Annotated in this window: 30 protein-coding genes; 13 read left to right on the top strand and 17 right to left on the bottom strand. The window is 68.9% G+C overall.

Annotated features, from left to right (window positions below; all coding sequences use genetic code 11):
- Positions 1-7: 7 nt before the first annotated feature.
- Together ACWJIO_RS04145 and ACWJIO_RS04140 are read left to right on the top strand one after the other, a co-directional pair.
- Positions 8-577: a TolB-like translocation protein gene (locus ACWJIO_RS04145; RefSeq protein WP_480311614.1), complete on the top strand. Its 570-nt coding sequence runs from the start codon at positions 8-10 to the stop codon at positions 575-577.
- A 4-nt stretch (positions 578-581) separates the two neighbouring features.
- Entirely contained in the window at positions 582-1,058 is a 477-nt protein-coding gene (locus ACWJIO_RS04140; protein ID WP_480311613.1) for a hypothetical protein, read from the top strand.
- Between the two features lie 28 nt (positions 1,059-1,086).
- Here the strand turns inward: ACWJIO_RS04140 and ACWJIO_RS04135 are convergent, their stop codons facing one another.
- The 3 genes from ACWJIO_RS04135 to ACWJIO_RS04125 are packed head-to-tail and all read right to left on the bottom strand — an operon-like array spanning position 1,087 to position 3,772.
- On the bottom strand, positions 1,087-1,317 hold the full coding sequence (locus ACWJIO_RS04135; protein WP_480311611.1) for a chlorophyll a/b-binding protein: 231 nt from the start codon (positions 1,315-1,317) through the stop codon (positions 1,087-1,089).
- Between the two features lie 33 nt (positions 1,318-1,350).
- Positions 1,351-3,351, bottom strand: coding sequence for an ABC transporter ATP-binding protein/permease (locus tag ACWJIO_RS04130; RefSeq protein ID WP_480311610.1), 2,001 nt, complete (start codon positions 3,349-3,351; stop codon positions 1,351-1,353).
- A 40-nt stretch (positions 3,352-3,391) separates the two neighbouring features.
- A complete protein-coding gene (locus ACWJIO_RS04125) occupies positions 3,392-3,772 on the bottom strand; it encodes a histidine triad nucleotide-binding protein (RefSeq protein ID WP_480311609.1) in 381 nt (126 codons plus the stop codon).
- Between the two features lie 32 nt (positions 3,773-3,804).
- Here ACWJIO_RS04125 and ACWJIO_RS04120 point away from each other — a divergent pair, with 32 nt between their 5' ends.
- Positions 3,805-5,346, top strand: a complete 1,542-nt coding sequence (locus ACWJIO_RS04120) for a YifB family Mg chelatase-like AAA ATPase (protein WP_480311608.1) — start codon at positions 3,805-3,807, stop codon at positions 5,344-5,346.
- A gap of 27 nt (positions 5,347-5,373) precedes the next feature.
- On the opposite strand, the gene ACWJIO_RS04115 is transcribed toward ACWJIO_RS04120, so the two are convergent.
- From ACWJIO_RS04115 to def, 5 genes are all read right to left on the bottom strand, one after another.
- Positions 5,374-5,532, bottom strand: coding sequence for a hypothetical protein (locus tag ACWJIO_RS04115; protein WP_480311607.1), 159 nt, complete (start codon positions 5,530-5,532; stop codon positions 5,374-5,376).
- A 92-nt stretch (positions 5,533-5,624) separates the two neighbouring features.
- Positions 5,625-5,795 carry a 30S ribosomal protein S21 gene (gene rpsU / locus ACWJIO_RS04110; RefSeq protein WP_006172073.1) on the bottom strand — a complete coding sequence of 57 codons (171 nt, stop codon included), beginning with the start codon at positions 5,793-5,795 and terminating at the stop codon, positions 5,625-5,627.
- Positions 5,796-5,847: 52 nt separating this feature from the next.
- Positions 5,848-6,495: a DUF3747 domain-containing protein gene (locus tag ACWJIO_RS04105; protein WP_480311606.1), complete on the bottom strand. Its 648-nt coding sequence runs from the start codon at positions 6,493-6,495 to the stop codon at positions 5,848-5,850.
- Positions 6,496-6,636: 141 nt separating this feature from the next.
- Positions 6,637-6,837, bottom strand: coding sequence for a hypothetical protein (locus tag ACWJIO_RS04100; protein WP_480311605.1), 201 nt, complete (start codon positions 6,835-6,837; stop codon positions 6,637-6,639).
- Between the two features lie 6 nt (positions 6,838-6,843).
- Positions 6,844-7,449: a peptide deformylase gene (gene def / locus ACWJIO_RS04095; protein ID WP_480311604.1), complete on the bottom strand. Its 606-nt coding sequence runs from the start codon at positions 7,447-7,449 to the stop codon at positions 6,844-6,846.
- 64 nt (positions 7,450-7,513) lie between these two features.
- Between def and ACWJIO_RS04090 the strand changes: the two genes are divergently transcribed.
- From ACWJIO_RS04090 to ACWJIO_RS04075, 4 genes are all read left to right on the top strand, one after another.
- Positions 7,514-9,454 carry a S9 family peptidase gene (locus ACWJIO_RS04090; RefSeq protein WP_480311603.1) on the top strand — a complete coding sequence of 647 codons (1,941 nt, stop codon included), beginning with the start codon at positions 7,514-7,516 and terminating at the stop codon, positions 9,452-9,454.
- Positions 9,455-9,525: 71 nt separating this feature from the next.
- Positions 9,526-10,083 carry a hypothetical protein gene (locus tag ACWJIO_RS04085; RefSeq protein ID WP_480311601.1) on the top strand — a complete coding sequence of 186 codons (558 nt, stop codon included), beginning with the start codon at positions 9,526-9,528 and terminating at the stop codon, positions 10,081-10,083.
- On the top strand, positions 10,080-10,967 hold the full coding sequence (locus ACWJIO_RS04080; protein ID WP_480311600.1) for a hypothetical protein: 888 nt from the start codon (positions 10,080-10,082) through the stop codon (positions 10,965-10,967). Before ACWJIO_RS04085 ends, ACWJIO_RS04080 begins: the two co-directional genes overlap by 4 nt.
- A 63-nt stretch (positions 10,968-11,030) precedes the next feature.
- The gene (locus tag ACWJIO_RS04075; protein WP_480311598.1) at positions 11,031-12,449 is read left to right on the top strand and encodes a sodium/glutamate symporter family protein; all 1,419 of its coding nucleotides are present in this window, start codon (positions 11,031-11,033) and stop codon (positions 12,447-12,449) included.
- A 24-nt stretch (positions 12,450-12,473) separates the two neighbouring features.
- Here ACWJIO_RS04075 and ACWJIO_RS04070 read toward each other — a convergent pair whose 3' ends face one another.
- The 8 genes from ACWJIO_RS04070 to ACWJIO_RS04035 all read right to left on the bottom strand — a co-directional run bounded on the left by ACWJIO_RS04070 (position 12,474) and on the right by ACWJIO_RS04035 (position 20,274).
- Positions 12,474-13,148, bottom strand: coding sequence for a class II aldolase/adducin family protein (locus ACWJIO_RS04070; RefSeq protein WP_480311597.1), 675 nt, complete (start codon positions 13,146-13,148; stop codon positions 12,474-12,476).
- A 48-nt stretch (positions 13,149-13,196) separates the two neighbouring features.
- Complete coding sequence (mtnA, locus tag ACWJIO_RS04065) at positions 13,197-14,405, bottom strand: S-methyl-5-thioribose-1-phosphate isomerase (RefSeq protein WP_480311595.1); 1,209 nt, start codon at positions 14,403-14,405, stop codon at positions 13,197-13,199.
- Positions 14,402-15,031, bottom strand: a complete 630-nt coding sequence (locus ACWJIO_RS04060; protein WP_480311594.1) for a sulfotransferase family 2 domain-containing protein — start codon at positions 15,029-15,031, stop codon at positions 14,402-14,404. The genes mtnA and ACWJIO_RS04060 overlap by 4 nt, the downstream gene beginning before the upstream one ends.
- A 33-nt stretch (positions 15,032-15,064) precedes the next feature.
- On the bottom strand, positions 15,065-16,315 hold the full coding sequence (locus ACWJIO_RS04055; RefSeq protein WP_480311950.1) for a SufS family cysteine desulfurase: 1,251 nt from the start codon (positions 16,313-16,315) through the stop codon (positions 15,065-15,067).
- Between the two features lie 93 nt (positions 16,316-16,408).
- Entirely contained in the window at positions 16,409-17,548 is a 1,140-nt protein-coding gene (gene sufD, locus ACWJIO_RS04050) for a Fe-S cluster assembly protein SufD (protein WP_480311592.1), read from the bottom strand.
- On the bottom strand, positions 17,548-18,363 hold the full coding sequence (gene sufC / locus ACWJIO_RS04045) for a Fe-S cluster assembly ATPase SufC (protein WP_480311590.1): 816 nt from the start codon (positions 18,361-18,363) through the stop codon (positions 17,548-17,550). The genes sufD and sufC overlap by 1 nt, the downstream gene beginning before the upstream one ends.
- An 87-nt stretch (positions 18,364-18,450) precedes the next feature.
- Positions 18,451-19,890, bottom strand: a complete 1,440-nt coding sequence (gene sufB / locus ACWJIO_RS04040) for a Fe-S cluster assembly protein SufB (protein ID WP_480311589.1) — start codon at positions 19,888-19,890, stop codon at positions 18,451-18,453.
- 21 nt (positions 19,891-19,911) lie between these two features.
- Positions 19,912-20,274: a ferredoxin-thioredoxin reductase catalytic domain-containing protein gene (locus tag ACWJIO_RS04035; RefSeq protein ID WP_480311587.1), complete on the bottom strand. Its 363-nt coding sequence runs from the start codon at positions 20,272-20,274 to the stop codon at positions 19,912-19,914.
- Between the two features lie 466 nt (positions 20,275-20,740).
- Between ACWJIO_RS04035 and sufR the strand changes: the two genes are divergently transcribed.
- Both sufR and ACWJIO_RS04025 read left to right on the top strand, forming a co-directional pair.
- A complete protein-coding gene (gene sufR, locus ACWJIO_RS04030; RefSeq protein WP_480311948.1) occupies positions 20,741-21,391 on the top strand; it encodes an iron-sulfur cluster biosynthesis transcriptional regulator SufR in 651 nt (216 codons plus the stop codon).
- Positions 21,392-21,429: 38 nt separating this feature from the next.
- The gene (locus ACWJIO_RS04025; protein WP_480311586.1) at positions 21,430-21,798 is read left to right on the top strand and encodes a hypothetical protein; all 369 of its coding nucleotides are present in this window, start codon (positions 21,430-21,432) and stop codon (positions 21,796-21,798) included.
- 27 nt (positions 21,799-21,825) lie between these two features.
- Here ACWJIO_RS04025 and ACWJIO_RS04020 read toward each other — a convergent pair whose 3' ends face one another.
- Positions 21,826-22,731: an EamA family transporter gene (locus ACWJIO_RS04020; RefSeq protein ID WP_480311585.1), complete on the bottom strand. Its 906-nt coding sequence runs from the start codon at positions 22,729-22,731 to the stop codon at positions 21,826-21,828.
- Positions 22,732-22,780: 49 nt separating this feature from the next.
- Here ACWJIO_RS04020 and ACWJIO_RS04015 point away from each other — a divergent pair, with 49 nt between their 5' ends.
- The 4 genes from ACWJIO_RS04015 to ACWJIO_RS04000 all read left to right on the top strand — a co-directional run bounded on the left by ACWJIO_RS04015 (position 22,781) and on the right by ACWJIO_RS04000 (position 25,804).
- Entirely contained in the window at positions 22,781-23,386 is a 606-nt protein-coding gene (locus ACWJIO_RS04015; protein WP_480311583.1) for a phycobiliprotein lyase, read from the top strand.
- 88 nt (positions 23,387-23,474) lie between these two features.
- Positions 23,475-24,233, top strand: a complete 759-nt coding sequence (locus ACWJIO_RS04010; protein WP_186698546.1) for a phycobilisome rod-core linker polypeptide — start codon at positions 23,475-23,477, stop codon at positions 24,231-24,233.
- Between the two features lie 251 nt (positions 24,234-24,484).
- Positions 24,485-25,597 (top strand): DUF4912 domain-containing protein, encoded by a 1,113-nt coding sequence (locus ACWJIO_RS04005; RefSeq protein WP_480311581.1) that lies wholly within the window; start codon positions 24,485-24,487, stop codon positions 25,595-25,597.
- A gap of 6 nt (positions 25,598-25,603) precedes the next feature.
- A complete protein-coding gene (locus tag ACWJIO_RS04000) occupies positions 25,604-25,804 on the top strand; it encodes a hypothetical protein (protein WP_480311579.1) in 201 nt (66 codons plus the stop codon).
- Positions 25,805-25,921 lie beyond the last annotated feature (117 nt).

Raw genomic sequence — 25,921 nt, 5'->3', positions numbered from 1 at the left:
TGAATCCGTGCGCCACCTCTGGGTCGGGGCCCTGGTGGTGCTGCTCAACCTTGGGCTGGGCGGCTGCAGCAGTGGCTGGTTCGGCCGCCGGCCGGCCTCTCCCACCGGCTTCGGGGCCCAGGGCAACCGCCTGGATCCGGCCCTCAGCGGCAACGGCCGCTACCTGGCCTCGGTGCTGGAGCACCAGGGTCGCGCCAGGGTGGTGCTCCAGGAGCAACCCGGCGGCCGGGTGATCCCGCTGCGCCATCTGCGGGGCCGCGAACCCCACAGCTCCCCTTCCCTGAGCTGGAACGGCCGTTATATCGCCGTCCTGGTGCAGCAGGGGCCCAGGAGAGTTCCGCTGCTGGAAGACCGCCTCACGGGCCGCCTGGTGCGGCTGCCGCTGCCGGGCAACGCCGCCCCGGTGCGGCTCAGCCTGGCCCCCGATGCCAGCCGCCTGGCCCTGCAGCTGGTGCGGCAGGGCCGCTGGCAAGTGGACGTGCTGGAGCTGGGCGGTGTGATTGAACCCGACCTCCCCGGCGGCAGCCAGGCCATCGGCGGTGGGGCAGGTTCAGGAAACAGCGGCGGAGGCAGCTGAGCCCATGCCGCGCCGGCTCCTGTTGACACTGCTGGCGGTGCTGCTGGCGGGTTGTCTGGGCCCCCAGCCCCGGCCAGACAGCACGTTGAATCGCCAACTTGAGCAGCTCGGCAACAGCCGCGATCCCTCCTTGAGCGGCCCCTGGCTGGCCCTGATCAACGGCGATGGGGGCAGGGAACGGGTCAGCCTGATCGACCTGCGCAACCGGCGCCCGGTGCCCCTGCCAGGGCTGAACCGGCCTGACACCCAGCCGATCAGCGTGTCGGTGGATGCCAGGGGCGAACAGCTGGCCCTGGTGCGTCAGCTGGAGGGCCGCACCGAGCTGGTGCTCTACCGCCGCTCCAGCCAGAGCCTGCGGCCGATCGGCATGGCCCCGGCCGGGGTGCCCCGCCAGGTGCAGATCCGGGCCGATGGCCGAGAGCTGGCCGTGCAGGTGAGCCGCAGCGGGCTCTGGCAGGTGGACCTGATCCAGCTGCCCTGAAGCGCCCATGGCCGCAGCGGCTGGATCTTCAGGGCACCAGGCCGGTCCAGTGCAGGAAGGTGTCGTGGCTGATGGCCTCGATCACCAGCACCGCCAGGAAACCAAGCATGGCGAAGCGGCCGTTGACCCGCTCGGCGTAGGCACTCCAGCCGAAGGCGGGCACATCGGAAGTGGTGGCACTGGTGGCGCTGGGCGCTGGGCTGGCTGCACTGACGCCGCTGGCGGGGCTGCCGCTGGGACTGTCTGTTGAGGTGTTCATCCTTCTGAGGTGCTCATCGATGCGGGACCGTCATCAGGCTCCGCTGGCAGGTTGGCCCACGTCATAGCCGGCCGCCGGCAACAGCCGCCAGCTGCCCTGGCCATCGAGCTCCAGCACCGTGTCGTGGAAGGCCGTGAGTGTGGGGCGGTGTCCGACGCTCACGAAGGCCATCTCCCGCTCCAGCAGCAGGTCGTAGAGGTGTCGCTCGGTGGCCACGTCCAGGGCGCTGGTGGCCTCATCCAGCACCACGAAGCGCGGACTGTTCAGCAGCAGGCGGGCGAAGCCCAGCCGCTGCTGCTCACCGAGAGACAGCAGCCGCGGCCAGTCCTGCTTGATGTCGAGATCGGGATAGCGGTGCACCAGCTCCGGCAACCGCACCTCATCGAGCACATGCCGCAACTGCTCGTCGCTGAAGCGATTCGGAGGCAAGGGGTAGCAGAGCTGCTCCCGCAGGCTGCCCAGCAGCATGTAGGGCTTCTGGGGGATGAACAGGAGCTCCCCTTCCTTGGGGCGCTGCACCGTGCCGGCTCCCGGCGGCCACAGGCCACTCACCAGGCGCAGGAAGGAGGTCTTGCCGCAGCCGGATGGGCCCACCACCAGCAGGCGCTGGTGGCGATCCACCTCCAGGCTCAGATCGTGGATCAGGGTGCGGCCCGTGCCAGGAGGCACCAGGTCCACATGGCTCACCAGGATGGAGTCGCCAGGAACGCCCTGCCCGGTCAGGAACTCCCCGGTGAAGGTGGACGCCATGGCACCACTGATCTCCTCCACCTTGCCCTGGAACCCTTCGAGACGGCTGATCGAAGCGGAGAAAGAGGCGAGCCTGTCGATGTTGTTGACGATGTAGCTCACCGAGAACAGCACCTGGGAGAAGGCGATGCTGGCCTGGCCAAAAACGCCGAAATCCACCTCGCGGGCGAAGTAGATCGGAGCGATCACCAGCCAGGGCAGGAAGCGTGAGAAATAATCGTAGGAACGCTGAATCACGCTGATCAGCGCTTCCCAGATGATCAGGCGGTTGTAGTTGCGAATGGCGCCGCCCAGCCGCCGCTCGGCTTCCCTCGATTCCTGCTGCTCTCCGCGATAGAACGCGATCGATTCGGCATTGTCTCGGATGTGAACGAGGCCATAGCGGAAGTCGGCCTCCAGTTTCAACTGCTGAAAGTTCAACGCCACCAGCTTGCGGCTGGCAAACACGATCACCGCCGTGCCGCCCACCGAGTAGATCAACAGCCACAGCGCCAGCTGGGAACTGATGCTCCACAGCACCACGATGAAGCTGAAGAAGGTGAGCAGAGCTGACATCACTTCCACCGTCACACTCAAGCTGGTGGTGGTGAAGCTGGCGGTGTCCTGGGAAATTCGCTGGTCAGGATTATCAATATCTTCAGCAGACTCATCATTGGGATTGAGCAGGTAATAGGCCCGATTGGAGAGATAGCGATTCAACAGCCGACCACTCAGCCATTCCCTCCACAGCAGCCCAAGCCTGGGGATGAGATAGCTCTGCATCGCCCTGATCGGCAAAGCCAGCACCAGGCAGAAGGCATAGATACCAACAATCTTCCAGAAGTTTTCCTGGTCATAGCCCACCAGGGCATTGTCCACATTGCGGGCAATGAAGCTGATGCCAACGTTGATGCCATTGATCACAAGGATCAACAGGATGATGATGCCCAGCAGCAGCCAGGGCAGCCAGCGCCCCTGGCGCAGCTTGCTGCGGAAGGCACCGAAACAGGCCAGACCAGCGGCCATGACCACCATCACCACCGCGCCGAAGGGACTGCGCCACAGCGCGGCCACCTGCTCGGGTACGCCCGGCAGGAAGCGGCTGCGCAGTTCCGGGATCAGGGCTCCCGTGAGGGCCACGGTGCCAGTGAGCAGCAGCAGGGTGAGGCCCACGACCACGGCCACCAGGGCCACCACCAACAGCAGGAACTGCCAGCTGCGCGTTTCCTCCACCGGCAGGAAGTAGGGCTGGGCCAGCCGTTGCAGCCGGCCCAGCTGGAGGCGAAGAGCCTGGAAGGGTTTCATGGAGGTGCACAGACCCCCGAATTGTGCCTGGTGCCCGGGCTCAGCCGGGAGGCCAGCTGAGCGGCCGCCCGCCGATCACGTGCAGATGCAGATGAAACACGGTCTGGCCGGCCTCTGGTCCGCTGTTGATCACGGTGCGAAACCCCGTGAGGCCCTGCTCCCGCGCCACCCTGGCCGCCACCAGCAACAGATGCCCCAGCAGCGGGGCGTCCTCGGCCTCAGCCGAGGCCAGCGAGACGATCGGCTGGCGGGGGATCACCAGCAGGTGCACGGGCGCCTGGGGGGACACGTCGCGAAAGGCCAGGCACTGGTCGTCGTCGTAGACCGCGTCACAGGGAATCTCGCCCCGCAGGATGCGGCCGAAGATCGTGTCGGCCCCGGGCTCGGCCGAACTGGCGCTCTGGGAGGGCGGATGGGACACCGGTGGCACTGCCGTTCAGTTGATCCAAGGCGATGTTGGCACGCTGCAGCAGCGCGGCGCTGCGGGGCCTGGAAGCCCGGCAGGTGACCGTGGAGGTGGACATCGGGCCCGGCCTGCCCTCGCTCCAGATGGTGGGCCTGGCCGACGCCGCCGTGCAGGAATCGCGCGAAAGGGTGCGCTCGGCCCTGCGCCACAGCGGCTTTCGGGTGCCCCTGAGCCGGGTCGTGGTGAATCTGGCGCCGGCGGATCTGCCGAAGCAGGGGCCGGGGCTGGACCTGCCCATCGCCCTCGGCCTGCTGCTGGCCAGCGGCCAGCTGGAGGCCCGGCTGCTCGAGGGACTGTGGAGCGTGGGAGAACTGGGCCTCGACGGCGGCCTGCGGCCGCTGCGGGGACTGCTCTGCGTGGCCCTGGAGGCCCGGCGGGCAGGGGCCCGGGGGCTGCTGGTGCCGGCCGCCAACGCCGGCGAGGCCGCCCTGGTGAGCGGGCTGCCGGTGTGGGGAGTCGCCGATCTGCGCAGCGCCGTGGCCCTGGTGCAGGGGGGCGAGGCCCCCCCGGCCGTGGCGCCCCGGGCCGGCCCGGCCCCTCGCCTCGGCGATGGCACCGACCTGGCGCAGGTGCGGGGCCAGCCCCATGGCCGCCGGGCCCTGGAGATCGCCGCCGCCGGCGGGCACCATCTGTTGCTGGTGGGCCCGCCCGGCAGTGGCAAGACCATGCTGGCCCGCTGCCTGCCAGGCCTGCTGCCACCGCTGCATCGCTCGGAGGCCCTGGAACTCACCCGCATCCACTCGGTGGCGGGGCTGCTGGGGGAAGGGGAAGGGCTGGTGCGGCAGCGGCCGTTTCGCAGCCCGCACCACAGCTGTTCAGGCGCGGCCCTGGTGGGTGGCGGCAGCGTGCCCCGCCCCGGCGAACTGGCCCTGGCCCACCACGGGGTGCTGTTTCTCGATGAGCTCACCGAGTTCAGGCGCTCGGTGCTCGACCTGCTGCGCCAGCCCCTGGAGGAGGGCGAGATCTGGATCCACCGGCTGCGCCAGCGCACCCGCTTCCCCTGCGCCATCAGCCTGGTGGCCGCCACCAATCCCTGCTGCTGCGGCTGGTTCGGCGACCCCGACCGGGAGTGCAGTTGCGGTGAAGCGGCCCGGCTGCGCTACTGGCAGCGCCTCTCAGGTCCACTGCTGGATCGCATCGACCTCCAGGTGGTGATGCGCCGCCCGGATGCCACCAGCCTGGGGGTGCCCTACCGCACCCCAGCCCCGGCAGGGCAGCCCCAGGCCAGTGGCCAGGTGGCTGAACGGGTGGAGGCGGCGCGCCAGCGCATGACCCTGCGCAACCCAGGGGGCCTGAGCAACGGCCGGCTTCCTGCCCACCAGCTCCCCCAGGTGATCCAGTTGGAAGGCGCCGCTCTCGACCTCTGGGAGGCCGCCCTGGCCCACAGGCGGCTCACCGCCCGAGGCGGGGAGCGGGTACTGCGGGTGGCTCAGACGATCTGCGATCTGGAGGCCCGCCAGCGAATTTCAGCAGCAGCCGTGGCCGAGGCCCTCACTTTCCGCAGCTTTGAAGGGCTGGGAGAGGCCTGAGACCGCTGTCAGGGCTTGCTCAAGGGGTCAGCGAGCGGCGCGGTAGGGGCGATCGCCATAGGGCTGAACGCCCACCAGAGGGGGCTGGAAGCGGCGTTCCTCCTCAGGGTTGCCGAGGGCATGGCCCAGGCCGTCTCCGAACCAGAGGGCGAAGGCACGCATCCGAACCAGGAATGAAGCAGCCATGGCCGACACCTCAGAAGAGATGAACCCAGCCTGAATGGTCCGCAGCATTGGCGAAACCAGTGTTTCTACCCGTTCTGGACCGGGGGCCCCGATCAGCGGCGACGGCGGCGTTGCTGGGCCTTGCGCTTGTACTTCTCGGTGGGGGTCTCGTGGTGGCGGAGCCGCTTGAGGTCGGCAAAGATGCCCGCCTTGGACACCTGGCGCTTGAAGCGGCGCAGCGCCGATTCGATTCCTTCGTTTTCACCGACGGTGACCTGGGTCATGAAGCGGGGGCGCTGGCACAGAGCTTCTGAGCTTAGCAACCGCCCCCCAGCCTCAACCCTCTGCCGGTGGCAGCTCCTCCAGGGGAGCCGCGGGAGGGGCGCTGAGCTGGTCAGCCACCTCGCCCGGCCAGCTGTCGCGGTAGACGTAGAGATGGCCGAGCCGGCGGCCCTGGAAGGCGCGGCGCTTCAGCCCCCAGCCTGGCTCGAACACCAGTTGCAGAAAGCCGCTGCCCGGGCCCTGGGTGCGGGCCACCACCATTTCTGGCCCCGCCCCCGCCTTGGTCGGCACGGCGAGGAGCAGGTTGTCGCCATTGCTGCGAATCACGCTGAGGCGGTAGCCGGAGCCGAGATCGGAGCCACCCACCCGCAGGGAGTAGCCATTGGCATCGAGGAAGCGGCCGCAGATGCCGGTGAAGTCGAACGTCGACAGCAGGGGGTCCACCAGAGCTGGCTGGGAGCCGTTCACGGCGAAGCAGGGGCGGGTGTCGCGGATCTGCTCGTAGATGTTGAGCTGGGCCCGCTCACCATTGCCGATCGGCGCGGCCACCAGCACGAAACTCTGCTGGTTGACCTCGGTGGCCTCGAACAGGGACGCCGCCGCTGCCGGTGAGGCACCTGGGCCGAGGGCCGCGGCACCGACCAGGGCCAGGGCGGTGCTCGCCAGGCGTGCCGGGAAGGGGGGCAGTGCGGACAACTCCATCACAGCTCGGGCCAGAACGATGGTCATGGTATGCAGCCAGGCCCCGGGTCACCAGGGGCGGGGGCCAGAGCGAAGGCTGTTCGCCACGGGCCAGGCTGGGTGGCCAGCCCCGGCGGCCCAGGCTGGGCGGTAAGCCCAGGTTCAGGGCGCCGGGCGGTTGATGCGGATCGCCACCAGCAGCGAAGCCAGAGTGCCAGGAGCGCTCAACCCCAGAATCCAGCGGGTGGGGGTGATCCCGAGATCGGGGTCGCCGTACGCCAGCTCGAACACGGAGCCTGTGGCGGCGATGCCCAGCAGGCAGGCCAGGGCCAGAAAGATCCCGGCCAGGGGCTTCATCGGCATGGGCGGTCAGCGGATCGGGTGAACGGCTTGGCGGTCGAAGCCCTTCTGCTGGAGCTCCTCGGTGAGGCTGATCTCGTCGGTGACGCGATCCACGAACAGCACCCCATTGAGATGGTCCATCTCGTGCTGGATGCAGCGTGACAGCAGCCCATCGGTGCTGAGCTTCTGGGGGCGCCCCATCTCATCGCGGAAGCTCACCTCCGCCGTGGCCGGGCGCACCACATTGAGGTAAACCCCGGGAATGCTCAGGCAACCCTCTTCGTAGGTGTCGATGGCGCCGCCGAAGGAGCGGATCTCAGGATTGATCAGCACCAGCGGAGGCGTGGCGGGGTTCTCGGGATCGAGATCGATCACCAGCAGCTGCTTGTGCACCCCCACCTGGGGTGCCGCCAGGCCGATGCCCTTGGCGCTGTACATGCTGCGCAGCATGTTGCGGGCCAGCTCTCTCACCGACTCATCCACCTTGCTGATCCGCTTGGCCGGGGTGCGCAGCACGGCATCGCCCAGGGTGTGAATCTGCAGCGGAGGCTGATCCAGAGCCTCCTTGGGCACCTGGACCGTACGGCTGTTGAGTTCCGCCGAGCGCGCCATCTGGGCGAAGCTGCGAGCCAAGGACCCTTCCTATGGAGTTGATGTCAGTTTAGGGCGACAGGCCCTGCGTTCTGGAGCGAGCCCCTTGACCCCCCGCCAGGTCCCCCAGCCCCTGCCGGCGGCGACCGCGGTCGGCCGCACCGCCAGCTTTCTGGAGCCCCGCCTCTGGGGCCAGCATCGGCTCTGGCTGGAGCAGCGGCCCCAGGAGCAGGGCCGCACCACCCTGTTGCTGCGCCGCGGCCAAGACGGCCAAGTGATCGAGCTCACGCCGGCGCCCTGGAACCTGCGCAGCCGCCTGCATGGCTACGGCGGCGGGGCCTATGCGATCGGGCCTGGCGAGCTGGTGTTCGTGCACGACGGGGATCGTTGCCTCTGGCACCTGCGCCTCGACCCCGCCTCGGGACGCCCCCTGGCGGAACCGCGGCGCCTCACGCCGCCCGCTCCCGGCGATGACTCCAACCCGAATGGCCCCGGTCCGAATGGCCCCGTTCTCGCCGACGGGCTGATCGACCCGGGGCGCCAGCGCTGGATCGGTGTGCTGGAGCAGGGCGGCCGCGACCAGCTGGTGAGCTTGCCCCTGGCGGGAAACCAGGCGCCCCAGCAGCTCCACCAAGCCGAGGACTTCTGCGCCTACCCCTGCCTGAGTCCCGATGGCAGCCAGCTCGCCTGGGTGGAGTGGCAGCAGCCGTTCATGCCCTGGCAGCGCAGCCAGCTCTGGCTGGCGGAACTGGATGGGCAGGGAACCCTGCTGCAGCCGCGCGTCGTGGCGGGTTCGGGGCCTGGCGATCCCCGAGGGATCTCGGTGTTCCAGCCCCTCTGGATCGGCCCCCACGCGCTTGTGGTGGCCTCGGATGAGAGCGGCTGGTGGAACCTGCAGCGGCTTGACACCGCCCAGCCGGGCCCGCCTCGCTGGCAGCCACTGCTGCCGCTGCAGGCCGAGTTCGCCCTGCCGCAATGGGTGAGCGGCCTGCGCACCAGCGCCTGGGATGGCTCCGTGCTGGTGGCGGCGGCCTGCCGGGGCGGCTGCTGGGAGCTGGGCCAGGTGGCCCTCGATGGCCCCACGGCCGGCTGCGCCGCGGCCTGGCAGCCCCTGGCCGTGCCCTTTGACGATCTGGCGGGCCTGGATGCCGCCGCCGGCACCGTGCTGGCCCTGGCCGGCAATCCAACCACCCCCCAGGGGTTGCTGGAGCTCGGTCTGGCCAGCGGCAGCTGGCGCCACACCCCTGCGGCCCCCGCCCCCCTCGCAGCCGAGCAGATCGAGCCACCCCGGGCCCTCTGGTTCGAGGGCCACGGCGGGGCCCCCACCCATGCCTGGTTCCATCCGCCCTGGGGAGGCGCCACGGCTGCTTCCCCCCTGCTGGTGAAGGGCCACAGCGGCCCCACCGGCATGGCCCGCCGGGGCCTGCAGCTGGCCATCCAGTTCTGGACCAGCCGCGGCTGGGGGGTGGTGGATGTGAACTACGGCGGCTCCACCGGTTTCGGCCGCGCCTACCGGGAGCGGCTCGATGGCCAGTGGGGCGTGGTGGATGTGGCCGACTGCGCCGCTGCGGCCCAGGCCCTGGTGGCCGCCGCGGCAGCCAGCGGCCGGCGGATTGCCATCGAGGGTGGCAGCGCCGGTGGCTTCACGGCCCTGGCGGCGCTCTGCTTCACCGACGTGTTCCAGGCCGGCGCCAGCCGTTACGGAGTAGCCGATCCGGCGGCCCTGGCACGGCAGAGCCATCGCTTCGAGGCCCGCTATCTCGATGGGCTGATCGGCCCCTGGCCCACAGCCGAAGCCACCTATCGGACCAGGTCTCCCCTGGAGCACGCCGGGCAGATCCACTGCCCGGTGATCTTCTTTCAGGGCCTCGAGGACACCGTGGTGCCACCCGAGCAGACCGACACCATGGCCGCCGCCCTGGAAGCCCAGGGGGTGCCGGTGGAGGTGCACCGCTTCGCCGGCGAAGGCCATGGCTTCCGCAGCGGCAGCGTGCAGGTGCAGGTGCTGGAGGCCACGGAGGCCTTCTTCAGGCGTCACTTTGCATGACGACTCCAGCCGGCACCAGGACAGATGGCCTGGCGACGACTAGCAACAGTTCAGCCTCATCACTGCTCGCCATGTCCCGCCTGCTGCGCTGGGGCCTTGCCCTGGTCCTGGGCTCCGCACTCCTGATCGCGGGCCTGCTGCTGCTGCCGTTCTCGCAGTGGATGCCCGGCGGCACGGTGGGCGACATCCCCACCAGCGCCGTGGTGAACGGCAGCGCCTTCAACCGCCTGTTCCCCAGCCCCGGCCCCGGCGAGGAGCTGGTGTTCACCCAGGAGAAGCGGGGCTTCAGCCAGGCCCGCCTCAAGCAGGGTGGTGAGGCCCTGGCCCTGCTGGCCATCTCCGACACCACCACGGCGCCTGAGGCGCGTGAGAAGTTCCGGAGCAGCGCCGACAGCCTCAAGGGCTGGCCCCTGGTGGAGCAGGGCCAGCAGGCCAGCGCCCTGCTGGTGGCCGAGCGCTTCCAGGTGAAGGTGATCGGCCAGGAGAAGGGGCTGGACCTCACCCAGCGCCATGAGCTGCTGGAAGCCTTCGACCTGCCCGGCCTGGCCGCCCTGCCCCAGCCCAAGGGAACCCGCCAGGCCCTCAAACCGGCCCGGCCGGCGCTCGATCCCGCCCCTAACCCCGCATGAGCCGCACCGTTCTGGAACGACTGGAGCGCCTGCCCCGGCGCAACCTCACCGTGCTGGCCCTCAAGGGCATCAGCACCCTGGTGCCGGGAACCTGGCAGAACACCACCCAGCCCGAGCTGCTGATCGCCGAGGTGCTGGGCAGCAGCGATCCCCAGCTGATCGCCCAGGTGCGTGCCCGCGCCGACACGCTCAGCCGCGCCCGCCATGAGGGCTATGGCCGCGCCCTCAGCCTCTACGACGCCGTCAACCGCTCCCAGAAGGCCAGCGGTGGACTGCGGCTGGCGGCCAACATCGGCGCCGCCCTGCCCCTGGTCAAGGGCCTGGCCAACCTCACCCCCGCCAGCGACACCCTGCAGGCCACCGACCTGGCCCTCAAGGTGTCGGCCGAACTGCTGGCCTTCACCCAGGTGAACGGCCTGCCGGGAGACAGCTTCGGTGACTTCAGCGCCTCCCTGGCCGACTACGCCGGGGAGGCCCGGGTGCGGATGGCGGCCATGCTCTGCTTCGACGCCCTGCTGCCCCTGGGTGATCGGGCCCTGGAGCGCCTCGATGGCCTGCTGGGCCAGGTGGGCAGCGGCGATCTGAACCAGCTGCCGGGCTACCGGGCCATGGCGCCCCTGATTCCCGGCCGCGGCGAGCAGGCCCACCTGGGCTTCCTGCGGAGCGGGGTCGACTCCTGGCTGGGCTGGGCCGGGGGCTTCGTGAGCAGCCTCGGCCTCAGCGGCCAGAAGGCCGTGCAGGCCCTGGAGGGCAGCCTCGGGCCCTGGCAGGGACGCTTCGAGCAGCTGGCCACCTTCCTGGATGCCTTCACCGACACCTACCAGCACACCGGCACCCAGGCCGTGGCCAGAAGGCTGGTGGAGCGCGCCGCCGCCGAGATCTGAAGCCCCCTCCAGGCCCGAAACCGAGCCCTAAGATCCCGAGGTCAGCCAGAACCGGCTGATGTGATGGGCCTGCAGGCGTTGGTGAGTTCGGAACTGATCGCGCGGGGTTCGGCTGTGCTCGGGGCCGGGGGTGCCGTGCTTCTTGAACGGGGCGCCTGGCTGCTGCTGGCCCTGGGCCTGCTGGCTCTGCTGCTGCTGCTGGCCGGCTGGGTGGCGCGGCGCCTGTCGCTGATGGTGTGGGGCATTCCCGAGGCGCTGCTGGCCGGGGTGCTCGGCCTGCTGCTGGCGCCGGCGGGAGTCCTGCCCTGGTTGCCCCAGCCGGTGATGGACATCTGGGCAGAGCTGCCCCAGGTGCTGCTCACCCTGGTGTTCGCCTGCCTGATGCTGGGCAAGCCCCTGCCCACCCTGGCCGGGCTGTGGCGGCCGGTGTCGGGGCAGGTGTCCCTGGCGCTGGTGCTCGCCTTCGGCCAATACCTCGTGGGAGGCCTGGTGGTGCTGTGGATCCTCGAACCGCGGCTGGGGGTGAGCCCGGTGATGGCCTGCCTGATTGAGGTGGCCTTCGAGGGTGGGCACGGCTCCGCCGCCGCCATGGGGCCGAGTTACGCAGCCCTCGGCTTCCCGGGTGGCCAGGCTCTGGGCCTCACCCTGGCCTCCGCCGGTCTGGTGGCCTCCACCCTGGTGGGGGGCCTGGTGGTGCTGCTGGGCCGGCAGCGCGGCTGGCTCTCGATCGACAACGCCGCCAGCCTCAGCGCGCTGCCCCGCACCGGCGGCCTCGAACCCAAGCCACGCCCTGGCGCCTCCGTCTGGCTGGTGAATCTGGCCCTCTCGGGCTGTGCGGTGCTGGTGGGGCTGGCCCTGCTGGCGCTGCTGCGGCTGGGTGGCGCCCTGGTGGGGGGCGGCGTCGACACCGTGGTGGAAGACCTGCCCGTGTTCCCCTTCGCCATCCTGGGATCGCTGCTGGTGCGGCTGCTGCTGGAGCGCACCGGCCAGGCCGGCAGGGCCTCGGCGCCGGTGCAGACGCGGCTCAGCACCCTCTCCGCCGACCTGCTGATCACGGCCGCCACCGCCGGACTCGACCTGGCCTTGCTCCGTGCCGACTGGCTGCCCCTCTCAGTGCTGATCGGTGCCGGCCTGGTCTGGAACCTGGCGGTGGTGCTGCTGCTGGCGCCGCGGATCCTGCCTCGCGACTGGTTTGAGCGGGCGGTGATCGAGTTCGGCCAGGCCACCGGCGTGGCGGCCAGTGGTCTGGTGCTGCTGCACATGGCCGATCCCTTTGACCGCAGCAGCGCCCTGCAGGCCTTTTCGATCAAGCAGCTGATGCTGCAGCCGTTTCTGGCGGGGGGCGTGATCACCGTGGTGGCGCCCCTGGCCGTGGCCGGCTGGGGGCTGGCCACCTGGACGGGCCTCTGTCTGGCGCTGGTGCTCGTGTTCGCCACCACGGGCATGGTGCTGGCCGGAGCACGGCCCCAGCTCCCGGCCTGAGAGCGGGCGGCCGAACCTGAGGGATCAGGCCCGCCGCTGCTCGCCGTAGTGCAGAGCGGCCATGCTGTGCGCCACCCGGGCCATCTCCTCGGCCGAGAGCTGGGGCGGTTCGCCCAGCTGCAGGGCCTGCAGATACATGTGGGCGAGGGTTTCCACCTCGATCGCCAGGCCCAGCGCCTGCTCGGGGCTGTCTCCCAGGCTCACCTGGCCGTGCTGGGCCAGCAGGCAGGCGCGGCGCCCGCTCAGGGCCTGCAGGGCCAGATCGGAGAGCTGCTGGCTGCCGAAGGTGGCGTAGGGCGCACAGCGGATGTCCGGCCCACCGGCCATCACCACCATGTAGTGGAACGGGGGAAGGCCGCGGCCATGGCAGGCCAGGGCGGTGGCCTGGATCGAATGGCAGTGCACCACAGCGTTCAGCTCCGGCCGGCTGCGCAGCAGGTCCGCATGCAGCCGCCACTCGGAGGAGGGCCTCAGACCCTCCGGACGCGACACGGCATCCAGGGGCTGGCCATGGACATCGATGGCGCACAGGTCCGCGGGCTGCATCCGTTCGTAGGGCGTGCCACTCGGGGTGATCAGCAGGCCCCCGGGGATCCGGGCTGAGAGGTTGCCGGAGGTGCCCTGGTTGATCCCCGCGCTGTTCATCCGCCGGGCCGCCAGCACCAGGGCCTGGCGCAGCTCGAGCTCCGGGCTGGCCATGGGCGGAGACGCGGGAATCCCGAGGCTAAAGACCAGCGGGGCTGGCCTCTACTGCAAACCTCCCTGAGCCCCCGCGCGGCCCGAACTGCCCGAGCCGCCCGCACCGCCCAGGTCCCCATAGAGCCCCAGCAGGCCGGCCTCGCTGGCCGGGGCCACGCCCCGTTCGGTGATCAGGGCTGTCACCAGCCGGGCCGGGGTGACATCGAAGGCCGGATTGAAGCCCTCGCTGCCCTCCGGAGTGAGGGCCACTGTGGCGGATTCCATGGCAGCGGACCTGGTGGCAGCGGACTCTCCAGCAGCGGCGATGGCGCCGGTGTTGAGCAGGCGACCGCTGATCTGGGTCACCTCACTGCCGGAGCGGGCCTCGATCGGAATCTCCGCGAGGCCGTCGCGCAGGCTCCAGTCGATGGTGGAGCCCGGCAGGGCCACGTAAAAGGGCACGCCGTTGTCGTGGGCGGCAAGGGCCTTGAGGTAGGTGCCGATCTTGTTGCAGACATCGCCGCTGCGGGTGGTGCGGTCGGTGCCCACGATCACGGCGTCCACCAGGCCGTGCTGCATCAGGTGACCGCCGGCGTTGTCCACGATCACGGTGTGGGGCACGCCCTCCCGGCCCAGTTCGAAGGCGGTGAGGCTGGCGCCCTGGTTGCGGGGCCTGGTCTCGTCCACCCACACGTGCAGGTCCAGGCCGGCGCGGTGGGCCTTGTAGATCGGCGCCAGGGCCGTGCCCCAGTCCACCGTGGCCAGCCAGCCGGCATTGCAGTGGGTGAGCACCTGGAACGGCCGCCCCTGGCGTTCCAGGGCTCGGCCGGCGGCCAAGGCCTCAAACAGCACCAGGCCGTGGTCGCCGATGGCCGCGCACATGGCCACGTCCTCCTCGGCGATCGCCGCGGCCTCGAGGCGTGCCGCCTCGGCCCGCTCTCGTTCGGGCAAGGCCTGCACCCGCTGCCGCACCCGCTGCAGGGCCCAGCGCAGGTTCACGGCCGTGGGCCGGGTGGCATTGAGCTGGTCGTAGGCCTGGGCGAGGGCGGTGTCGCTGGGGTCGCTCTGCAGGGCCAGCATCAGCCCATAGGCCCCCGTGACACCGATCAGGGGCGCCCCCCGCACCACCATCGTGCGGATCGCCTCGGCCGCCGCGTCACAGCTGCTGAGCTGGCGGGTGGTGAAACGATGGGGAAGCAGGGTCTGATCGATGACCCCCACCGAACGCCCACCCGGCTCCAGCCAGATGGTGCGCCAGGCCTGGCCGTCAATGTTCATCGTTGGGAGGGGAAGGGGGGAGAGCAGGGGCTGTAGCCCAGTTGCTGGAAATCAGCCCGATACATGCGGCTGAGCGACTCAAGCGCAGCCCCATCGAGATCGACCTGCCGATAGTGCTGCTTCGAGGCGTTGATGCGCGGTGTGCCCGCCTCGAGCCGGGCATCCACATTGAGCAGCCTCAGCAGGGTGTTCACATCGTCGGCAAAGCGCTCGAAGCGGCCCAGGAACTGGGGCTGAACAGCTCTGATCCGCCGGAGCTGGGGCACGAAGCCCGCATGCCGGCGGTAGAGATCCTCGGCCTGCAGGGCCGCCACCACCTGCGGCAGGCTGGGCTTCTCATCCAGCAGCCAGAGCCGAAAACTGGAAATCACACCCCGGTGGGCGGGCTGCCGGTAGCGGCGCTCATGGCGCACCGCCATGTCCACGTAGTAGTTGCAGGCGCTGATGAAACGATCCACCGGATGCCGCACGAACGTGAAGCGGAACCAGCGCTGCCAGTCACTGGGCAGGCCCTTGCTGGAGTGGTGCTGGTGGCGATGGGGAAAGCCGAGCAGCCGCTCGATGGTCTGCCCCCCGGTCTTGGGAATGTGCAGGAACAGCGCCTTGCGCTCGGGAAGCAACAGCATGGGGGCGTGGAGAGGGGGGCCGGGAGCCCGGTCTCAGCTGTGCTCCCGCAGGAAGCCGATCGTGCCTTCCAGCTCCTCCGCGAAGCGGTCGATCTCCTCGGGGGAGGTGGTGAAACTGAGGCTGGCCCGCGCCGAGCCGGGGATCCCGTAGAGCCGATGCAGCGGTTGGGTGCAGTGGTGGCCGCTGCGGATGCAGATCCCGGCCGAGTCGAGCAGAGCCGCCAGATCATTGGCGTGCAGGCCCTCCACGGTAAAGGCCGCGAGGGCACCGCGATCGGGCTGCTGGTCTGGAGTGGGCCCCAGGATCGTCACCCCATCGATGGCCTTGAGCCGCTCGAACAGGCGGCGCGTGAGCTGTTGCTCCCAGCGGTGGATGCGCTCCAGCCCGATCGATTGCAGATAGTCGAGGGCGGCCCCCATGCCGATCGCCTCGCCGATGGCCGGGGTGCCGGCCTCGAACTTGTGGGGCAGTTCAGCCCAGCTGCTGTGGTCAAGAAACACGTCCTGGATCATTTCGCCGCCCCCCAGGAAGGGCGGCATCGCCTCCAGCAGGGCCTCGCGGGCCCAGAGGAAGCCCATGCCCGTGGGGCCACACAGCTTGTGGGAGCTGCCCACGAGGAAGTCGCAGTCGAGACGGGCCACATCCACCGGCAGGTGGGCCAGGCTCTGGCAGGCATCCACCAGCAGCAGTGCCCCCACGGCATGGGCCAGGGGCGCGATCTCGGCGATCGGTGTGAGGCAACCGAGGGTGTTGCTCACCTGCACCAGGCTCACCAGCCGGGTGCGGTCATTGAGCTGGGCACGCAGATCGTCGAGGTCGAGCTCGCCGGTGGCCGTGAGGCCCACGTGGCGCAGCACACAGCCGGTGCGGGCGGCCAGCAGCTGCCAGGGCACCAGATTGCTGTGGTGCTCCATCACCGAGAGCAGAATCTCATCGCCCGGCTTGAGGTTGGTCTCGCCCCAGGTGCGGGCCACCAGGTTGATCGCCTCGCTGGCATTACGGGTGAACACGATCTCCCGGGGGCTGGCCGCGCCCACAAAGGCGGCTGTCTTGGACCTGGCGGCCTCAAAACCCTCCGTGGCCCTGGCGCTCAGCTGGTGGGCGCCGCGGTGCACGTTGGCGTTGTCATGGTCGTAGTAGCGCTGCAGGGCCGCCAGCACCTGGCGCGGCTTCTGGCTCGTGGCGGCGTGATCGAGATAGATCAGCGGCTGCCCGAGGCAGGCCGTCTGGGCGAGCAGGGGAAAGTCAGGCCGCGTCTGCAGGGCCAGGTTGTCAGGCGCCATCAAGGCCGACTCCGCTCCCGCAGGGCTGGAGAGCGGGGCGCTGTCGGGGCTGGCGGCAGCCTTGGCGATGGCGGAGGTGATCGGCATGGAGCTTCAGGCTTCTCCCAGCAGGCTCTGGAGGGGGCGATGGCGGGCGGCGGCGGCGGGCAGCTCGCGCAGCACCTCCTGGCAGAAGCCGCGCTTGAGCAGGGCGGCGGCCTGGTCGGCAGCGATGCCACGGCTCTGCAGGTAGAAGAGCTCCTCGCGCTGCAGGCGACTCACCGTGGCGCCGTGGGCGCACTTGACGTCATCGGCCACGATCTCCAGTTCGGGCTTGGTGTCAATCCTGGCGCGGTCGGAGAGCAGCAGGGTGCGACTCAACTGGGCCGCATTCGTCTGCTGCGCCGCCCGGGGCACCTGCACGGCACCGTTGAACACACTGCGGCCGCGATCATCGGCCACGGCCTTGTGCAGCTGATCGAGCGTGCCGGCCGGGCCCTCGAAGCGCACATGGCTGTGGGTGTCGGCCACCTGCTCACCATCCACCAGCTGCAGGCCCCGCAGGCAGGCATGGGCAGCCCCGTCGGGCTGCACCAGACGGGGCTCGTGGCGCAGCAGGGCCCAGCCAGCGCTGGCGTTCACCAGCTTGAGCCGGCTGCCGGGGGCCTGGCGCACGGCCGTGTGGGCCAGCAGGGTGGCCTGGCCCCCCTGGCCGATGGCCAGGCTGCCGAGGTTGAGGCGACTGTCAGCGGCCATCGCCACTTCGATCACCAGACTCAGAGCCTGGGCTCCAGCGGCGGTGATCAGCAGGAAGAGGTCAAGGCTCGCCCCCGGCTCCAGCACCAGCAGCAGCCGCCGTGACCCCAGACCCTCGCCGGCGCCGGCCTCCCACAACAGCTCGAGGGGATCGGCGCTGCTGCTCACCCGCAGGGCCAGCAGGGCCGGATCAGCACCGGCATTGAGCCGCACCGGCCAGTGTTCACTGCAGCCGGTGGCCGCCAGCGAGCGGCCCTGCTCGGCAGCCGCCGCCTCGGCGGAGAGGCGGCTGATGCCGGCCGGAAGGGTGGCCAGATCCCAGAAGCTGGCGGCGGGGTCGGCGAGGCGCTGAGGCAGGGTCTGCAGCGCCGAAAGATCGGTGAAGCGCCAGTCCTCCTGGCGGCGGGTGGGCAGTGCGGCCCCGGCCAGGGCGCTGAGCCAGGCCTCGCTGGAAGCGGTGGCGGCAGGGGCCACGGCGGCCTGGGAGCTGGCAACCATCAGCCCACCTCCAACGGCTGACGCTCGGCGCCTGCTTCGAGGCGTGCGACCTGCTCGTCCACCCAGTCGTAGCCAGTGCGCTCCAGTTCCAGAGCCAGCTCCTTGCCGCCGCTGCGCAGGATCCGGCCCGCGGCCATCACGTGCACATAGTCCGGGGTGATCACCTCCAGCAGGCGCTGGTAGTGGGTGATCAACAGGGTGGCGTTGTCGGGGCTGGCGAGCTGGTTGACGCCGCCGGCCACGATGCGCAGGGCATCGATGTCGAGGCCGGAATCGGTTTCGTCGAGGATGGCCACCACAGGCTCCAGCAGGGCCATCTGCAGGATCTCGTTGCGTTTTTTCTCACCGCCGCTGAACCCCTCGTTGACGCTGCGATCGAGAAAGGCGGGGTCCATCTGAACCACCGCCAGGCGCTCGCGCACCAGATCCTCGAAGGCGAAGGTGTCGAGTTCCTCGGCGCCCTGCTGGCTGCGGCGAGCGTTGGTGGCCACCCGCAGGAATTCGAGGTTGCTCACACCAGGAATCTCCACCGGATACTGGAAGCCGAGGAAGAGGCCGATGCGGGCCCGTTCTTCTGGATCCAGCACCAGCAGGTTGTCGCCGCGGTAGTGGACCGAGCCTGCGGTGACGGTGTAGGCGGGATGACCCGCCAGAACTTTCGAGAGGGTGCTCTTGCCACTGCCGTTGCGGCCCATCACGGCGTGCACCTCACCGGCTCTGATCGTGAGGTTCACCCCTTTGAGGATGGGCTGGTCCTCCACCGAAGCCTGCAGGTCGAGGATCTCTAGGAGTACAGGGGCGTCTGGGCGAATCACAGGAAATCAGGAACGGAACGGGAGCTGAACGGTGCTGAGCTGAACTGATCTGAAGAGTGGGGCAAAGGGGCGCTGGGATGACGGGGCCTAACCCACCGATCCCTCCAACTTGAGGGCCAGCAGCTTGTCAGCTTCGGCGGCGAACTCCATCGGCAGCTGGTTGAACACATCGCGGCAGAAGCCGCTCACCATCATCGAGACGGCCTCTTCAAAGCCGATCCCCCGGCTCTGCAGATAGAAGAGCTGGTCTGCCGAGATACGGCAGGTGCTGGCCTCGTGCTCCACAGCAGCCTCGGGCTGCTGGCAGCGGATGTAGGGATAGGTGTTGGCAGCCGCCTGATCGCCGATCAACATCGAATCGCACTGGCTGTAATTGCGGGCACCCACGGCTTTCGGCCCGATCTGAACCAGGCCGCGGTAGCTGTTGGAGGAATGGCCGGCGCTGATGCCCTTGCTCACGATCGTGGAGCGGGTGCGGGGGCCCACGTGCACCATCTTGGTACCGGTGTCAGCCTGCTGACGGTTGTTGGTGAGGGCCACGGAGTAAAACTCCCCCACAGAATCAGCGCCCTGCAGCACACAACTGGGGTATTTCCAGGTGATGGCTGATCCGGTTTCCACCTGGGTCCAACTGATCTTGCTGCGCGCGCCCCGGCATTGGCCCCGCTTGGTGACGAAGTTGTAGATGCCTCCCACTCCGTTCTCATCACCGGCGTACCAGTTCTGGACGGTGGAATACTTGATGGAGGCATCATCGAGAGCAACCAGCTCAACCACGGCAGCGTGCAGCTGGTTGGTGTCAAACATCGGGGCCGTGCATCCCTCGAGGTAGCTCACGGAGGCGCCCTCCTCAGCCACGATCAAGGTGCGCTCAAACTGGCCCGTATCGCCGGAGTTGATGCGGAAGTAGGTGGACAGTTCCATTGGACAGGCCACCCCCTTGGGGATGAACACGAAGGAACCATCACTGAAGACGGCGGAATTGAGTGCCGAAAAGAAGTTGTCATTGGTGGGCACCACCGTGCCCAGATAGGCCTCGATGAGCTCGGGAAAATCCTTGACGGCCTCGCTGATCGAGCAGAAGATCACACCGTCTTCGGCGAGCTTTTCGCGAAAGGTGGTGGCGATGGACACGCTGTCGAACACGGCATCCACAGCCACGTTGGAAAGGCGCTTCTGCTCGCCCAGGGGGATGCCGAGTTTGTCGAAGGTTTCCAGCAGCTTGGGGTCAACCTCATCGAGGCTTGCCTTTTTCTCTTGCTGCTTGGGAGCGGCGTAATAGATGATCTCCTGGTAATCAATGGCCGGATGGCCCAGTGCTGCCCAATCGGGCTCCTGCATCTGCAGCCACTGCCGGTAGGCACGCAAGCGAAAGTCCAGCAGAAACTGGGGTTCCTCTTTCTTCGCCGAGATCAGCCGAACCACGTCCTCGCTGAGACCCTTGGCAATCTTCTCGGTTTCAATATCAGTGACGAAACCGTACTTATACGGCTGAGAAACAAGTTCTCCGACGGTGGCTGTGGACATATTGGGGAAAGCGGGGGTGGATCAGCCGGCGGCGAGGGTCTTGACTTCTTCGATGCTGATGGTCTGCTTCTCACCGCGGAAAGGGTTGTCTTCGGTCAGGAACAGCATGCAGTGGCACTCCTTGCGCTCCCGCATCGGCACGCAGGGGCAATTCCAGAAGGCCTGGGCCACTTCAGCCTCCTTGTCTTCGTAGTGGCGGCAGGGGCAAAGGGCACCGCCAAGGTCGTCCTTGTGCCGCGCCAGGCCCTCCAGCACCACCGCCGTCACCCCCGGATCACTGCAGAAGTAGGTGCCGGTGCGTTGGGCGTAGGTCTCCGCAAACTTCCGGATCACCTCCAGGCTCTCGGGGCTGGGTGCGGAGCTGGAGGCGGCGGAATCAGACATGGAGAGGAAAGGGGCGACAGAGAGAAGGCGGAGCAGGGCCGACAGGCTCGGAAAACTGGGTCCCGACCGGGAAGCAGGGCTCAGGGCGCCGATCAAAACCAGCTGTAAGGCCGGGTTGAGCGAGGAGACCAGGATCTGCTCGGGGACGGCCAACCTGGCCGAAACCGCTGATTACGAAACCCTCAGGTTTCCTTTCTCGCAGCTTAGGGCACAGATCCTGGGCCTGGGTTCTCTCCCATTGTGCCGTCCAGGTGAGGGCCGGCGGGTCTGGCCACCCAATCGCCACGAACCCGTGGCATCGTGTTGGGGCCTGGTGTCGTTGATGCGATTCCCTATCGCTGCGCGCACCTTGACCACAGCATTCGTTTCAGGTTCAGCCCCGGATGGCCTCGCCACCCCAGCCAACAGCGACACCTCCGCGGCTTCCTTCGCGTCCGTGGGCCGTTCCCAAGCCCCAGGCGCCGCAGTGAACAGCGCCGACACCACACCCTCCTCCACCCGGGAGGCAGCCCTTGCTCTCCTCCTACGCCACGGGGAGTCCACAGCGGCAGCTCTGGCCCAGCGCCTGGATGTCTCCGTTCAAGTGATGCGGCGCCACCTGCGCACCCTTGAGGAAGAGGGACTGGTGGGCTCCAGCCTCAGCGCCGCCGGTCCGGGGCGCCCGAGCAACCAGTGGCATCTCACCCCCCAGGGCCAGGGCAGGTTTCCGGACGGCAGCGAAGATTTTGCCCTCGGCCTGCTCCAGTCGATGACCGAGTCGCTCTCCGAGGAAACCGTGAACCTGCTGCTCTGCCAGCAGGGAAGCCAGAAAGCCCAGGCCTATCGCCGGCATGTGGGGGCAGGCAGCCTGAAGGAACGGCTGGAGCGGCTTGTGGACCTGAGGCGCCAAGAGGGCTATGTGGCCGAGTGCAGTCCCGATCCCGATGGCCACTCCTGGGTGATCCAGGAATTCCACTGCTCCGTGATGCGGATCGCCGAGCAGTTTCCCTGCGTCTGTGATCAGGAACTGCGCCTGATCCGCGAAACCTTCCCCGACTGCGTGGTGGAGCGGGTGCAATGGCGGCTGGAGGCAGGCCACTCCTGCGGGTTCCGGCTCCAGCCCGCCCTCGCCTCCTGATCTCCCCCAGCTCCATGCCGTCGTCCCCCATGCAAGGGATGCAAGGTCCGCTCAGCGCCAGCGAGCTGGCCGAACTGGAGGCCACCTTGCTTCCCGCCCTGGAGCGCCATCACCTCAGACTTCTGGCCCATGGCCTGCGCACCCTCCAGGTGATCGCTGAACGGCGCGAGGGGCCGCCGCCTGATCGGGCTGCCCTGAATCACTGGGCCAGCGGGGTTGCCCAGCTGCGCGACGACCCCTCCTTTCAGCAGATCTTTCTCGATCAGCTCGAGGCCGCGGGCCGCCAGCTCGAAGCGATGGCGGCGAGCCAGGGCAGCACGGCCCTTGCCCTGGAGCTCTCTGAGCTCTGCCAGGCCGCCAAGGCCGCCGCAGATCAGCGCCTCAGGATCGATGCCGCCCCAACCTGACCACCGCAGGCCGCAGGGCTGAGTGCATCAGCCCACCAGGAGCACCACCCCTGCCAGGGCCGCCAGGGCCGCCAGCCAGCCGCTCAGGAGAGGCCGGTCCCCCTCCAGCGGCGCCAGCAGCACCGCCATCACCGGCGCCGTGGCCAGCAACGACACCGCCAGCCCTGCCGGCAGCCGGCTCAGGGCCACTTGCTGCAGGCCGATCCCGGCCGTCGTGCCGAGCAGGGTGGCCAGCAGCACCTGCCCCCAGAGGGAGCGCATCGAGCCGGCCCCGCGGACGGACCGGCCGGCCGGCCGGCGCCAGCGCCGCACCAGGCCGGGCAGCAAGGGCAGCATCACCACGCTGGCCGCAGCCAGGCGCAGGCCCGTGGCCGCCAGGGGGCTGATCGCGCCGTCCAGGAGTGCCGCCCGTGCCAGGAGGGCGCCGGCACTGCCACAGACCATCGCCGCTGCCGCCAGCAGCAGGCCGGCCGCAGCAGGCCCGCCACCCCCGAGCGCTGAGGGGGTGGCCTGACGGGCCGCCAGCACCAGGGCCACACTGATCAGGCCGATGCCGGCCCACTGCTGCAGGCCCAGGGCCTCCCCGAGCAGGAGTGCTGCCACCGCAGCGGTGAGGGCGGGGCCACCGGCCTCCACCGTGAGGGTGCGGCGGGTGCCCAGGCGCCGCAGGGCTGCGAAAAAGAGACTGTCGCCCGCCGCGATGCCCAGCACCCCACTGGCGGCCAGCAGCCCCAGACCCGAGCCAGGCAGGGCGTAAAGCCCGCGGGCCCCCACCACCAGGGCAAGGGGGAGCGCCAGCATCGCCAGGGCCAGCAGATTCTTGAGCAGGTTCAGCCGTGCCGCGCCCAGAGACGGAGGGAGCCGTCGCCACAGGCTGCTGGCGAGGGTCCAGCCGAGGGCGGCTCCGAGGGCCGCAGCCACGCCGATCACCACCTCGTTCGGCCCGCTGGCTTGCGATCATCGTGCCAACTGCCGACCCAGCGTGACTGACGCCATCGCCGATGCCCTCGGTTTCTTCCGGTTGAGCTGCGGCCGCTGGCGCTCCCAACGCAGCAGCCACCACCTGCTCCACCGCCGTGCTGAAGCCGGCGGCTCCTGGATTGAGGTGGTGGAACTTGCCGCCAACGATCCGCGCCTGATCGCCATCGCCGAGCTGCACGGCCAGCCCCCCGGCGGCCTGGTGGGGGGCTGCCGGGTCACCTGGAATGCCTCGATGGCCTGGGACCAGGCCGGCGAAGCCCACGAGGGAGAGAGCGTCTTCGGGCTGATCCCCACCGATGCGGCAGGCCGCCAGGGGCTGCTGCTGCGCGACCGGGGCTATGCCGAAACCGCTCCAGTGGCCGGCCACTTCGCCATGGATGAGCGCGACGGCCTGCTGTTGACCACCAGCTACGAGACGATGAACAGCCTGGAGCGCTTCAGCTTTGCCGGACCCGACGTGCGGCTGCGCACCAGCACCGTGGAGGGCCTCTCCAACACCGCGTCGTTCTGTGTGGAAACCAGGATCTTGGTTGATCCCCAGCCCGCCGCCGGGGCCGCCATGGAGCGCGGCAAGGACGGACAGAGCCTCTCGGCGCTGGGCTGGTAAACGTTACGGACTGTGAGTGCTGCCGGGGCTGCGGCGGTGGGGCTGCGGCGGCACTTCTACGATCACGGCCGACGGATGCTGAAAACGCGTGGCCCTGCCCCTCCTGAAGTACGCACCCACCACCCAGAACTCGCGGGTGGACCCTCTGCGGGTGGGTTCTGATGAGGATCCCAAGGCTGCGGCCATGGACAAAGCCATCGACCGCGAAGATCAGAATTTCGTGATCGAAGCGGCCTACCGCCAGATTTTCTTCCACGCCTTCAAGGTGGACCGCGACCGCACCCTCGAGTCGCAGCTGCGGGACGGCCAGATCACGGTGCGGGACTTCATCCGCTCCCTGTGCCTCTCCGACACCTTCAACCGCAGCTTCTACAACCTGAACAGCAACTACAAGGTGGCCCGTCACTTGGTGGAGAAGCTGCTGGGCCGTCCCACCCATGGCAAGTCTGAGGAGATTGCCTGGTCGGCCGTGCTGATGACCCGCGGGGTCAAGGGCATGGTGGACGACATCCTCGATTCGGAGGAGTACCTGGGCAGCTTTGGCTACGACACCGTGCCCTACCACCGCAACCGGGTGGTGGGCAGCCGGGATCTGGGCGAGACCCCGTTCAACATCACCAGCCCCCGCTACGACGCCTACTACCGCAGCATCCTCGGCTTCCCCCAGGTGGTGTACACCGGCACGGCCAAGGCCTACCCGGAGCGCTCCCGCCAGCGCCGAGGCGGCTTCCCCGAGGACTATCTGCCCTGGGTGCGCAGCCTGCCGGCAATGCGTGCCAGCAGCGCGGCTTCCGCTGCCGACATCAACTACCTGGCCAAGGTGCCTTACCGCAGCATCGGCCGCTGACGCGACCGCTCAAGACCCACAAACCAAGCGGCCCAGGGCCGCTTTTTTCATGGCGGTTGGCGTGACCCTGGGCGGCTGGGGTGGACTCCGCCGGCAGGGCCGCCGTGATCCTCGGCGCGTCCGGAGCGTGCGTCCTGGTCAGTGGATGCTGACCCCATCGATCCGGGCAAGGCCGTTCGGTGAAAAGTGCTCCACACTGATCCCAAACGAAACCTTACGCAGTGAGCCAAGCCCTGTCCTCGTTGGCCCGTATGACCCTCCGGCAGCTGCGCCAGATTGCCAGCGATCTGGGCGTCAGTCTGTACAGCCGCAAATCCAAGGATGAGCTGGTGTCGGAGATCGAGGCCCGCAAGGACGACCAGCCGGACGAGGGGTTCGGCCAGGTGCAGGGAAGTGAGGCCTCCCAGGGCGAGAGTCCATCGCTGAAATCGATTGAGGCCGACATGCCTCCGGCCCCTCGCCCTGCTGCTGAGACCAGTGTGGTGTTCCTGCCCCGTGACCCTCAGTGGGCCTATGTGTTCTGGGACATCACCGAGGCCGATCGCAACACTGCCTTTGCGGCAGGGGCCAACCAGCTCTGCCTCAGACTCGCCGATGTCACAGGCCTCTCCGGCGGCTCTGCGCACCCCCATACCCTCCAGGAGGTGGTCGTCGACAGCCATGCCACCGAGTGGTACCTGCCGGTGCCCCTGAGCGATCGCGATTACCGGGTCGAGCTCGGTTACCGCAAGGGCTCGGCGGGTGGCTGGATCTCGCTGGCCTTCTCCTCTGTTGCCCGGGTTCCGGCCCTCCACCCCAGCGAACAGATCCTGGATCAGTTCGTTCCCTTCACCCTCGACACCAGCGCGCCGGCTCCGGCGGCGATCAGTACCGCTGCCACACCATCGACCTCCCCAGGCGGAGATCAGGATCTGCACGAGCGGCTGTACCAGAGCGCCACATCCCAGTGGCGGCGCATCAGCCGGGGCTCCGAGGCCTTCCACGAGCTCGACTCCTCAGGGCTCGACAGCAGCAGCCTCCATGCCTCAGGTCTGGGGATCTGGGCTAGCGGCCGCAGTGAGTCCGGCATCGGTGGCGTGGCCCCACGCCAGCGCTCCTTCTGGCTGGTGGCCGACGCCGAGCTGATTGTCTACGGCGCCACCGACCCCTCAGCCAAGCTCGCCATCGGCGGCGAGGACGTACCCCTCTCTGCCGACGGCACCTTCCGCGTACAGGTGCCCTTCCGCGACGGTCGTCAGATCTATCCGATCGAGGCCGTGGCTGCAGACGGCGATCAGAGCCGCAACATCACACTCGAGTTCAGTCGCACCACTCCGGAAGACAACAGCAACCCGGCCGATCAGGCTGTAGCCGAGTGGTTCTGACCTGAGGTGACCGTGCCCGCCCCCTCCACACCGCTGCGCCTCGTGGTTGCTTTCACCCCGGTCGCCGGGGCCCTCGCCTTTCCTGTGGCGGTGCCCCTGGTGCTGCGCTGGGTGGGATTGCCAGCAGCGGTGCTCACGGCCGTGGTAGTGGGAACCCTGTGGTTCGTGCTGATGCTGCGCACAGCCGAGATGCCCTCGCACCACTAGAGCTCTCGCCCTGATTCCGCCCGTGAGGCAACACTGCCCTCAGCAGTGGATTACCACCAATGAGGGGTGCTTTGCGGGCCTGGACGAGGTCTCTCGGCTCTGGGAGCTCCATCCCGG

The sequence above is a fragment of the Paraciimarium castrense LEGE 11436 genome (assembly GCF_056633055.1).
This window is presented reverse-complemented; position numbering and strand designations above follow the sequence as displayed.

What these genes read in the sequence shown, in the direction of transcription:
- ACWJIO_RS04140 (WP_480311613.1), top strand. Translation starts at nt 582, where the DNA reads ATGCCGCGCCGGCTCCTGTTGACACTGCTGGCGGTGCTGCTGGCGGGT.
- ACWJIO_RS04135 (WP_480311611.1), bottom strand. Translation starts at nt 1,317, where the DNA reads ATGAACACCTCAACAGACAGTCCCAGCGGCAGCCCCGCCAGCGGCGTC.
- ACWJIO_RS04130 (WP_480311610.1), bottom strand. Translation starts at nt 3,351, where the DNA reads ATGAAACCCTTCCAGGCTCTTCGCCTCCAGCTGGGCCGGCTGCAACGG.
- ACWJIO_RS04120 (WP_480311608.1), top strand. Translation starts at nt 3,805, where the DNA reads ATGTTGGCACGCTGCAGCAGCGCGGCGCTGCGGGGCCTGGAAGCCCGG.
- ACWJIO_RS04115 (WP_480311607.1), bottom strand. Translation starts at nt 5,532, where the DNA reads ATGGCTGCTTCATTCCTGGTTCGGATGCGTGCCTTCGCCCTCTGGTTC.
- rpsU (WP_006172073.1), bottom strand. Translation starts at nt 5,795, where the DNA reads ATGACCCAGGTCACCGTCGGTGAAAACGAAGGAATCGAATCGGCGCTG.
- ACWJIO_RS04105 (WP_480311606.1), bottom strand. Translation starts at nt 6,495, where the DNA reads ATGGAGTTGTCCGCACTGCCCCCCTTCCCGGCACGCCTGGCGAGCACC.
- ACWJIO_RS04100 (WP_480311605.1), bottom strand. Translation starts at nt 6,837, where the DNA reads ATGCCGATGAAGCCCCTGGCCGGGATCTTTCTGGCCCTGGCCTGCCTG.
- ACWJIO_RS04085 (WP_480311601.1), top strand. Translation starts at nt 9,526, where the DNA reads ATGTCCCGCCTGCTGCGCTGGGGCCTTGCCCTGGTCCTGGGCTCCGCA.
- ACWJIO_RS04080 (WP_480311600.1), top strand. Translation starts at nt 10,080, where the DNA reads ATGAGCCGCACCGTTCTGGAACGACTGGAGCGCCTGCCCCGGCGCAAC.
- ACWJIO_RS04075 (WP_480311598.1), top strand. Translation starts at nt 11,031, where the DNA reads ATGGGCCTGCAGGCGTTGGTGAGTTCGGAACTGATCGCGCGGGGTTCG.
- ACWJIO_RS04070 (WP_480311597.1), bottom strand. Translation starts at nt 13,148, where the DNA reads ATGGCCAGCCCGGAGCTCGAGCTGCGCCAGGCCCTGGTGCTGGCGGCC.
- mtnA (WP_480311595.1), bottom strand. Translation starts at nt 14,405, where the DNA reads ATGAACATTGACGGCCAGGCCTGGCGCACCATCTGGCTGGAGCCGGGT.
- ACWJIO_RS04060 (WP_480311594.1), bottom strand. Translation starts at nt 15,031, where the DNA reads ATGCTGTTGCTTCCCGAGCGCAAGGCGCTGTTCCTGCACATTCCCAAG.
- ACWJIO_RS04055 (WP_480311950.1), bottom strand. Translation starts at nt 16,315, where the DNA reads ATGGCGCCTGACAACCTGGCCCTGCAGACGCGGCCTGACTTTCCCCTG.
- sufD (WP_480311592.1), bottom strand. Translation starts at nt 17,548, where the DNA reads ATGGTTGCCAGCTCCCAGGCCGCCGTGGCCCCTGCCGCCACCGCTTCC.
- sufB (WP_480311589.1), bottom strand. Translation starts at nt 19,890, where the DNA reads ATGTCCACAGCCACCGTCGGAGAACTTGTTTCTCAGCCGTATAAGTAC.
- ACWJIO_RS04035 (WP_480311587.1), bottom strand. Translation starts at nt 20,274, where the DNA reads ATGTCTGATTCCGCCGCCTCCAGCTCCGCACCCAGCCCCGAGAGCCTG.
- ACWJIO_RS04025 (WP_480311586.1), top strand. Translation starts at nt 21,430, where the DNA reads ATGCAAGGTCCGCTCAGCGCCAGCGAGCTGGCCGAACTGGAGGCCACC.
- ACWJIO_RS04005 (WP_480311581.1), top strand. Translation starts at nt 24,485, where the DNA reads ATGACCCTCCGGCAGCTGCGCCAGATTGCCAGCGATCTGGGCGTCAGT.